Annotated in this window: 9 protein-coding genes; 4 read left to right on the top strand and 5 right to left on the bottom strand. The window is 31.4% G+C overall.

Annotation, left to right across the window (positions count from 1 at the left end; genetic code table 11):
- Positions 1-339: hypothetical protein (locus tag VFS71_RS09770; RefSeq protein ID WP_326401005.1), on the bottom strand; the 339-nt coding region annotated here is incomplete at its 3' end.
- Positions 340-1,462: 1,123 nt separating this feature from the next.
- The gene (locus tag VFS71_RS09765) at positions 1,463-2,683 is read right to left on the bottom strand and encodes a 3-oxoacyl-[acyl-carrier-protein] synthase III C-terminal domain-containing protein (RefSeq protein WP_326401003.1); all 1,221 of its coding nucleotides are present in this window, start codon (positions 2,681-2,683) and stop codon (positions 1,463-1,465) included.
- Positions 2,684-3,220: 537 nt separating this feature from the next.
- Here VFS71_RS09765 and VFS71_RS09760 point away from each other — a divergent pair.
- From VFS71_RS09760 to VFS71_RS09745, 4 genes are all read left to right on the top strand, one after another.
- Entirely contained in the window at positions 3,221-4,105 is an 885-nt protein-coding gene (locus VFS71_RS09760; protein WP_326401001.1) for an OmpA family protein, read from the top strand.
- 148 nt (positions 4,106-4,253) lie between these two features.
- Positions 4,254-5,432, top strand: a complete 1,179-nt coding sequence (locus VFS71_RS09755; protein WP_326400999.1) for an AIR synthase related protein — start codon at positions 4,254-4,256, stop codon at positions 5,430-5,432.
- 44 nt (positions 5,433-5,476) lie between these two features.
- Positions 5,477-5,833 (top strand): hypothetical protein, encoded by a 357-nt coding sequence (locus tag VFS71_RS09750; RefSeq protein ID WP_326400997.1) that lies wholly within the window; start codon positions 5,477-5,479, stop codon positions 5,831-5,833.
- Positions 5,834-6,054: 221 nt separating this feature from the next.
- Positions 6,055-6,654: a GNAT family N-acetyltransferase gene (locus VFS71_RS09745; RefSeq protein WP_326400995.1), complete on the top strand. Its 600-nt coding sequence runs from the start codon at positions 6,055-6,057 to the stop codon at positions 6,652-6,654.
- A 16-nt stretch (positions 6,655-6,670) separates the two neighbouring features.
- Here VFS71_RS09745 and VFS71_RS09740 read toward each other — a convergent pair whose 3' ends face one another.
- The 3 genes from VFS71_RS09740 to VFS71_RS09730 form a co-directional block, all read right to left on the bottom strand.
- Positions 6,671-7,066 carry a hypothetical protein gene (locus tag VFS71_RS09740; protein WP_326400994.1) on the bottom strand — a complete coding sequence of 132 codons (396 nt, stop codon included), beginning with the start codon at positions 7,064-7,066 and terminating at the stop codon, positions 6,671-6,673.
- 36 nt (positions 7,067-7,102) lie between these two features.
- Entirely contained in the window at positions 7,103-9,028 is a 1,926-nt protein-coding gene (locus tag VFS71_RS09735) for a tetratricopeptide repeat-containing sensor histidine kinase (protein WP_326400993.1), read from the bottom strand.
- Positions 9,029-9,061: 33 nt separating this feature from the next.
- Positions 9,062-9,603: HAMP domain-containing sensor histidine kinase (locus VFS71_RS09730; RefSeq protein ID WP_326400991.1), on the bottom strand; the 542-nt coding region annotated here is incomplete at its 5' end.

The raw sequence follows: 9,603 nt of genomic DNA, 5'->3' as shown, positions 1-9,603 counted from the left end.
ATTTCCAGATAGTTTTTCAAACCAGTCATCCGTACCAGACTGAATATCAGGAGGTGGAGGGGGAACATAAAGAGGGTCTACAATGGAGAATCCTATAAAGTTAGCGTAGGCATCTGCCTCAACGCCAAAGTTGGCTTTGATAGCACCCTCCCCAACAAGCTGGCCATAGGAATTGGGAGTAAAACCAAATCCTAAAAGTAGCAATGTACCATAATAAAAGAGCTTTTTAATGAATGTGTTCGTCCAAAAAAAGCTCGACAAGTCTGCACAGAGACGGCAGGAAAAAGTGACGCAATTCTCTTGCACACTTTTTATCAAACTAAAAATAATGTTTTTCATAATAATTAGGTTTTAAGGCCATAATCATTAATAAGAAATCGTCAGTAGAAATTGAGGTTCCGAAAAACTGAAAGGAGTTGTTTCATATATAAAGGTTTAAAGATTTGATAATAAAAAAATACTAAAAATTTGAATGTAGGATACGTCAAGGAATCTTCATGAAAATCTTTATGAAGCACTCCATCATTGAAAGGTTATACCATTGTGGGGAACAATAATAATTGAATTCTTTTATTAACCAGATAGTTAAAGAGTAAACTTAAATGCTCAAAGTAAAATAGTTAATAATTTAAATTTTTTTAAAAAAGATAGGGTAATGTAAAAGTTTTCAGATTCAGGGAGAAAACTTACAGATAAACAAAACACTACATAAATTATTTTATGAAGTATTTCACCATCAAAAGGATATTTTATTGTAGGGAACAATAACCAATTCTTTTCTTAACCAGACCATTGCTGAAAAGCAATTTTAAAAATTCTAATTTTAAAACAATTAGCATCGAAAATTAAAAAAGTAGGACAATATAAAAGTTTTCAGATTTGGAGAGAAAACTTATAAAAACGATACTCCTCCTTAAAAATTAATTTTATGAAGTAATTCATCACCAAAGGCAATTTTGTTAAGAAAAACACAATAACAAATCCCTTCGTTAACTAAATAGGTGCTTTGTAAATAACTTAAAAATTAATCACAGTTAAAAGTAATTCATTAGTATAAATGAGGATAAAAATTAACAAAAAAAAACGATAATATTCAATTTTCATCGGCTAACTGCTTATTACCTAAGAATAGTATTATGTAAAAATAGTGATTTTAAAATATAATTTTACGTGTTAATTAGTTGATTTTTAAGTTATTAAGTGTTTTATTATTAATGTTATTTAGTAGTATTTTGTCAATCTCTAGACTTCAGAATTAAAATAGCCAATAAAATCGAATTTGAGAATAAAATAGAAGGCAAAAGTAAATTTTTCAAGAATATAAAAAATATGCAATACCTACTTGAAACTAATCATTCAGCTTAAAGAAGTTCGATAATTATTTATAGTTTGAATAAAATTTATTGTAAATATAAGTGTGGAAGTAAGTTTTTTAAAAAAGAGAAGTATTATGTGGATTTAACTATAATTTTTCTAGCAAAAGTCCTGTAGCCGTAAGTCCTGGTCCAAATGCCATTGCTACAACTTTAGTTCCTGATTTTATGGCTGGGTCATTAACAATTTCGTTAAAAATATGGGGAATTGTTGCTGATGACATGTTCCCATGAACACGTAAAACTTCATAAGACCAATGAGCTTGCTCTTTTAACAGCCCTATCTCATTTACTACATAATCAATAATTTTAGGCCCTCCGGGATGAATTGCAAAATGCATTTTAGATTTTTGCTCTTCAAGATCCACTCCTCCTTTTTTACAAAGTGTGGTCAAAAAGGATTTGATGTTTTTGCGAATAAAAACTGGAACGCGTTTAGAAAGTGTCATCAAAAAATTATACTCTCCTAGATCCCAAGACATGTCTTCTAATGAATCTGGAATGATAACTTCATGTAAAGCTAAAATACGTAAGCCTTTTTTTTCTTGTATTGCATTATCATCGATGAATGCTTTTTCTTCATATAAAGAATAGCCAATAAATCCGTCTGCAAAAAGGGAACAAATCATTGTGTTTGCTGCGGAAAACTCGATTAAATTTAAATGAGCAGACAATAATTCGGTATGAACGACATCTGCTCTTCCGTTAATTGAGCTAGCGGAAATTAAGCTACTGGCAGTACGAATGGCCGGAAAAGCGCCATAACATCCCATGTGATAGGAATGGGTTACTTGGACAGTCTCCCACTTTCTTTCAATAACCGCTTCCTGTGCCACACTAGGAGAAGAATAGCCTGAACATGTGACATGGATAAGGTTTTCGGGTCTTGTGCTCGTTTTGGAATAAAATTGGTCAAAAACATACCCCATTTTCCTTTTGAACCATTCCATTCGAACCTCAATTTTTGGACCAAAGGAATTTCCTAGTTTTACTTCAAAACCAACGGGAAAATGATATTCTAATGGTGAAGTGGTTTCCATTATGTTTTCAATAAAATCCTCGACTTCTTCAAAAATTATGCTTTGTCTACTATTAATGCTTTCGGCAGAAACGGAATACTTGTCCACCTGATCAGATATAAATTTAAAACTAACCGATTCTTCTTCCAAACTACCATTTTCTAAATTGTCTAATTTTGTAAGATTTTGAAAATGATAATATAAAAACTTAGTGTACTGATTAAGCTTTTTCTGATCAAATAATTTACCAACTAGTATGGGATGAAAATTGGAGATAATAATGCTTTTCATGACCTTTAAAATTAATAATTCAATCAAAATTAAGTTAAAAAATCATTAATTAAACGAGGTAAACTTTAGTAAAAAAAGTTAACTTTGTATGTGTTTGATTTTCAGTTATTTACATATGTTGTATTTTTGTTAAAATGTTAATAATTAGATAGTTATGAGAATTGAACTACTTATATTTAATAACCAGTTATCGATGAATAATTAAAATAAGGAAACGAGTTTTTTTAGTTGTTTTTTTTAAGTTAATTTTCAATCTTAAGCAATTGTTTTAAATTTTTAGTGAATTTAATTGGAAAAAAGTCATTCACATCGGTACGGCACTTTCATCTGTTGAACGTTCGGATTTTGGATAATGATTTTCATAATCTAGATTTTGTTCCCAGCATCCCAACGCATATTAAAAACGCAAAATTTCATTCAGAAAATTTTGTTGTAACTTCAAAGATGTTAACGTTCAATAGAGTCTCTTAAATTATTTTAAATCGCTGGTTAATCGATTAAGTTTTATCGTAAATTTGAACAATTAATCCCCGAATCATGAAGTTTTTTGCCACCCTATTATTTAGTTTTATGGTTTCTTGTGTTTTTGCCCAAGAACAAGTTTCGTTTTTTTTTGAAAGTAATAAGTTTGTTTTGCAAAAAGATGAACTATTAAAACTGAATAAATGGTTAACTGCAAATAAAGATTTAAAAGTAGTGGGAGTCTATGGTTTTTGTGATGAAGTAGGAACCGTTGGCTATAATGATACTTTGGCCAAAAAGCGAATCGATTACGTTTTTAATATCATAAAAAACAGAGTAAAGATTAGGGAAGATTTCAAAACAAGAAGTTTTGGAAAATTACATACTTTGTCTCCTATCAAATCTGAAAACAGGAAAGTTACTTTGTATTATATTTTGCCAAAAGATTTTGTAAATGAAGAAAAAATAATAACAGAAAAACAAGAAGTTATATTAGAAAGTAAAAAAACAAAAGTTAAGTTTCCTGATGTCTATGTTTATGAAAATCCAGATGGTTCTACTTTTAATATTAAGATAGATACCGTCTTTATGAAAAAAGTTAGCCTTGCTGATATTGGGGAGAAGATAAAACTGGAAAGTATGAATTTTTTTGTTGATACTTTTGCGATAATGCCACAATCCAGATCGGTAATGTTCGAATTGTTGACAGTTATGCAAAACTGTCCAGATTTAAAAATACAAATTCAAGGTCATATTTGTTGTGTTAAAAAAGATTTTCGGGATTTAAGTACCCAAAGGGCTAAAGCAATTTACAAATTTTTGGAATATAACGGTATTGAGAAAAGCAGAATGACTTTTATTGGATTCGGAAGTTCGAAACCATTATATGCTTTACCCGAAAAGACGGAAGCAGAGCGAGAAGCAAATCGTCGTGTGGAAATTGAAATTATAGCCAATTAAGAGTGAGATTTCAGGTCTTAAGAAATTAGATTTTTAGAATTTTAAAATTGCCAATGCAATTGAAATTACCGATAATATTGCCATTGAAATTTAATTGTATAATTGTTACATTAAAATTATCTTTGCCCAACATACACACAACTAAAAAATGAGTTCAGATACTTCAAAAAGATATGCACAACGTGGTGTTTCGGCATCCAAGGAAGATGTGCATAACGCCATTAAAAATATAGACAAAGGTTTATTTCCTCAAGCATTTTGTAAAATTGTTCCTGATTATTTAACACAGGACGAAGACTATTGCCTTATAATGCATGCAGACGGTGCAGGGACAAAATCATCATTGGCCTATATGTATTGGAAAGAAACAGGAGATATTTCGGTTTGGAAAGGAATCGCTCAAGATGCCTTAATCATGAACATTGATGACTTATTGTGTGTAGGAGCAACCGATAATATTTTACTTTCATCTACCATTGGAAGAAACAAAAATGTAATTCCAGGTGAAGTTTTATCTGCAATTATTAATGGAACTGAAGAACTTATAAAAGAGTTAGATTCGTTTGGAGTTACTATTCACTCAACAGGAGGAGAAACTGCAGATGTTGGGGATTTAGTAAGAACCATCATTGTAGATTCTACAGTAACGGCTAGAATGAAACGTTCCAAAGTAATCGATAATGCCAATATAAAAGCGGGTGATGTCATCGTTGGATTGGCTTCTTTTGGTCAAGCTACTTATGAAAAAGGCTATAACGGAGGAATGGGAAGCAACGGACTTACTTCTGCTCGTCATGATGTTTTCGAAAAATATTTGGCCAACAAATATCCAGAAAGTTTTGATGCGGCGGTTCCTAATGAATTGATCTATTCCGGCCAGGTAAAATTGACCGATGCCGTTGATAATTCACCTATAGATGCAGGACAACTAGTACTTTCGCCAACAAGAACTTATGCGCCTATTATCAAGAAAATTTTAGACAAATATACTTCTGCAGATGTACACGGAATGGTGCATTGCAGTGGAGGAGCACAGACAAAGATTTTACACTTTGTTCAAAATCTGCACATCATAAAAGATAATTTATTCCCAGTGCCACCTTTGTTTCAATTGATACAAGAGCAATCCAAAACTGATTGGAAAGAAATGTATCAAGTTTTCAACTGTGGACATCGTATGGAAATATACGTACCAGAAGCCATCGCTCAAGACATTATTGCTATTTCAAAATCATTCAATGTCGATGCTCAAATTGTGGGTAGAGTAGAAGCTTCTGATTCCAAAAAACTAACAATTACCAGTGAATACGGTACTTTCGAGTATTAGAAATTGTTGAATTATTTAATCTTTCAATCATTTAATTTAAAAAAATGTACGAACTACTATTTTGGAAATACTTGGAAGGCGTTTATCTGAATCATCACGAAGTGTATGAAGCAATAGATGAGGAGCAACTTGTGGAAGGCCTAGAAACACTTCCGGTTGACGTAATCCTAAATAGATTTCATACCGTTTTTTCAAAATGGGAAAAAGTCGATGAAAACAGCTGGAAAAATACTAATGGTAAAGGTGCTTTTCAAATAAGAACAACTCCACAAAGCATAAAAATAGATTGTTACGGTACCGAAGGCAAGACTATGAATTTACTCGTAGATACTATGGCCGAATTTAAATGTCCGCTTTATGATCCTCAAGTACCCGAACGTTACGACGAAATGAACGAATAGTATTTTAAGGAGCTACTCCAGCTATCTACTACAAGTCCACGTTACAAAACACCATTTTTCTAAGTCATAAAAGGAGCTTCCGTTGGTCGCTCTTTTATAACAAGAAAAATTAATGTTTTGTAGCGTGGACTTTTCGTTTCTATCTGGGCTAAGACATCTGTGTATATTTAGAAAATGGCTATGATTTGTCTTTTTTTTATAAATTAGCTCAAAAAAAAATAATGTCTGCTTCTCAATTTCCTCAAAATATAATACTCGAAGATGAAATGGTTTTGCTTCGCCCCCTTCAAGCAACCGATATCGAAAACCTATTGGATATTTCAATCAATGAACCCGAAACTTGGGAGTATTCGTTAGTTCGTGCTAACGGAAAAGAAAATCTTGAAAATTATATTCAAATTGCGCTCAAAGCAAGAGAAAATCAAACTGAATTTCCTTTTATCGTTCAGGATAAAAAGACTGGAAAATATGCTGGTAGTACGCGTTTTTACGACATCAATATGGGATTCAAAACGTTACAATTGGGATACACTTGGTATGGAAAGGATTTTAGGGGTACAGGGCTCAATAAACATTGCAAGTATCTTTTACTGCAATTTGCTTTTGAAACACTTGGAATGGAACGAGTAGAATTTCGTGCCGACAACAATAATCAGAGAAGTATTGCTGCCATGAAAAGCATTGGGTGTAAAGTTGAAGGAGTTATGCGCAATCACATGCCAACGGCGGATAGTGATGTTCGCAGGGACAGTATTGTATTGAGTATCCTTAAAAACGAATGGTTTAACGAGGTTAAAGAAAATTTAAAATCAAAATTATAATTACTTTATTCTTTGATTATTTTAATTTAGCAAATACAATAGGGCCATTTTTTCCTAGTTCATCTTCATAGATTCCTCTCAATGTGTCTCTTTGTTTGTTGAGTGTAAGGATATGTTTTCCTTTGGTTGCCCAGCCTGGGATTGCTTTTGTAACAACAACATCATAGGTAACAGCAGTGTCCTTTATTTCTCCGATACCATATTCGACCATTTTGATGCCTTTAAATTCCAGATAATGGTTCATGATGATTTTATTTCCGTCTTGGGCAATTATCACATAGCAATTTTTAAAATTACCAGAATTTACATCGGCCCACAATCCACTTATGTTTGCAGGTGAAGTTTCTGTCTTTGAAGTACATGATGATAGGAATATAAAAAGTGTCAGTATTGAAATTATTTTTTTGAACATAATTTTAGGACTTTGTATAAGGTTAATGCAAAAGGACTAATTAATTAAGATCAGAGTTTTTTTAGGAAAACTAATGTAAAATGTACTTCCTTTTCCTTCTTCACTTTCAACCCATATTTTACCTTTGTGTTTTTCGATAAATTCTTTACATAAAATCAATCCCAATCCTGTACTGGGTTCATCTTCTGTTCCAACGCGGTTGTTTCGTATATCCAATTTGAATAGGTCTTGCACCATTTTTTGATCCATCCCAATTCCTGTATCCTTAACTATAATGACAGTATTGTATAAGTCTTCTTTATCTTGAATATCAATTGATCCTCTTTTTGGTGTAAATTTTATAGCATTTAAAACAATATTGCGAATTATTGCTTGGAACATATTTTTGTCTGCAAAAAGGGTTGCAGAATTTGAAATTGTTGTAGTGATACTTATTTCTTTTTTATCGGCATTATCCTGTAATGTAATAATACTATCTAACAGAACTGATTTCAAGAGATATTCTTTTGCGACAAATGGAATTAAATCTTGCTCCATACGTGACCATTCTAATAAATTCTCCAAAAGAGCAAAAAGATTTTTGGCAGAACTTCTCATATTGACAGCAGCAAATTTTATATCATCAGTGGACATCATGTCTATGTCTTCAGCCATTAACTCTGTTAAACCTAAAAAACCATTGAACGGTCCTCTTAAATCGTGAGCTATAATGGAATAAAATTTGTCTTTTTGGGAATTTATATTCGAAATTAATATGTTTTTTTCTTTGAGTAATAAGTTGTTTCTTCTTTTAGAATTATAGAGGAACAAGAATAAGCCCAATAAGGCAGCAACAGCAGTAGATACCGTAATTAATAAATATACTTTTCGCGAATCGCTATTTATTCTAAGGGTCTGAATCTCTATTTGTTTATCTCTTAAATCTATTTCTCTTTGAAATTCAAGATTGGCTAATTTTTTTTCACTTTCTTTCGAAAATATAGAGTCCTTGATGAGAGAATATTTTTCAAAACATTCTAAAGCTGCTTCATAATTGCCTTTCGATTTATTTACTTTGGAAAGATAGAAATAGGTTTCTTGAATGTCTTTTAAAGATTTGTATTTCTCAAAAATTTTTAAAGCATTTTGGAATAAATAGATAGATTTATCAATAAGTATTTTTTTATCCTTTTTATATTTTTCATCTTGCGACATTAAGTAACAAGCTCTTGCTAGATCATATGTATTATAATTATTGTAAAGGTTTGAATGATCATTATAAGTTGTGATTGATTTATTTAAAATTTGGATGCCTTTTTCATAATTTTTTAAGTTGACATAACAAATGCCTATATTGGAAAGATTTAAACCAATTCCTTCTGTGTCGTCAAGTTTTTTATTTATTATTAAGGCTTTGTAAAAATAGTTTAATGCTTTTCGATATTCTTTTTTTTGGAGATAGACATCACCGATATTATTTAAAAGCAAAGAGATATTTCTTTCTTTTTTGGATTGATAGCTTAATTTTAGCGCTTTGTTATAAAAAACAAGCCCTTGTTTATAATTTTTGAGGTCAATATAAATTAATCCAATGTTATTGTAAGCTGTGGTTAGGCTTTTGACATCATTTAAATTTTCATAGATTGCAAGTGCTTTATAAAGGTTTTTCAAAGCATGGGCAAAGTCTGATTTTATTTCATAAGCGGTACCTAAATTTCCATAGGTATCACCAATTCGTTTTTCATTTTTTGTTTTTTGAGCATAAAAAAGCGCTTTTTTGGCATAGTTTATTGCTTCATCGGGTCCGATATATTCCGAGTAAGAGGAAAGTTTTGTTAGTAAAACTGTTTTGTCCGAGTCGCTTTTTGTTTGATTTAAAGCTGTTTTTAACGAGTCAATGGTCTTATAAATAGGATTCTGAGCTTGTATTGGGACTAGGGAAAAGATAAAAAAAAGTAATAATAGAGTAGTTTTTTGAATCATTTAGGGTGGTATTTTTTTCAAAAATACACTAATTTATGTAATGGCATGTGGAAAACTAAAATAAAAAGTGGTGCCTTTATTTACTTCACTTTCTACCCAAATTTTTCCATTATGTTTCTCTACAAATTCTTTGCACAATATCAATCCCAATCCAGTACTGGGCTCGTTTTCGGTTCCATTTCTATTGGTTCTAACATCAAGTTTAAATAAATTATTGAGTATTTTGGTATCCATTCCGATTCCGGTATCAGTTATTGAAACGACAGTATTTTTTGAATCTTCTCGTGCTTCAATTTTTATGGTTCCATCTCTTGGAGTAAACTTCACTGCATTGGATAATACGTTTCGAATAACCGATTGCAGAATATGATGATCAGCATAAATGGTAATATCTTCTGATATTGTTGTTTGAATTTTAAGTCTTTTTTTATTTGCTTCGTCTTGTAGCGCGCTAATACTTTCTTTTACTAAAGGAAGAAGTTTGCTTTTTTGAGGGTAAAAAGGAATTAAACCCTGTTCCATTCTTGACCATTCCAGCAAGTTCTCCAATAATCGATTCAAATTGACCGCAGAGC

This window comes from Flavobacterium sp. (assembly GCF_035760125.1).
In the GTDB taxonomy this organism is placed as follows: Bacteria; Bacteroidota; Bacteroidia; order Flavobacteriales; family Flavobacteriaceae; genus Flavobacterium.
The sequence above is the reverse complement of the archived record's forward strand: the minus strand, read 5'-3'. Positions and strand labels throughout refer to the sequence as shown.

Coding starts and splice junctions, on each gene's coding strand:
- VFS71_RS09765 (WP_326401003.1), bottom strand. CDS start 2,683: ATGAAAAGCATTATTATCTCCAATTTTCATCCCATACTAGTTGGTAAA.
- VFS71_RS09760 (WP_326401001.1), top strand. CDS start 3,221: ATGAAGTTTTTTGCCACCCTATTATTTAGTTTTATGGTTTCTTGTGTT.
- VFS71_RS09755 (WP_326400999.1), top strand. CDS start 4,254: ATGAGTTCAGATACTTCAAAAAGATATGCACAACGTGGTGTTTCGGCA.
- VFS71_RS09750 (WP_326400997.1), top strand. CDS start 5,477: ATGTACGAACTACTATTTTGGAAATACTTGGAAGGCGTTTATCTGAAT.
- VFS71_RS09745 (WP_326400995.1), top strand. CDS start 6,055: ATGTCTGCTTCTCAATTTCCTCAAAATATAATACTCGAAGATGAAATG.
- VFS71_RS09740 (WP_326400994.1), bottom strand. CDS start 7,066: ATGTTCAAAAAAATAATTTCAATACTGACACTTTTTATATTCCTATCA.
- VFS71_RS09735 (WP_326400993.1), bottom strand. CDS start 9,028: ATGATTCAAAAAACTACTCTATTATTACTTTTTTTTATCTTTTCCCTA.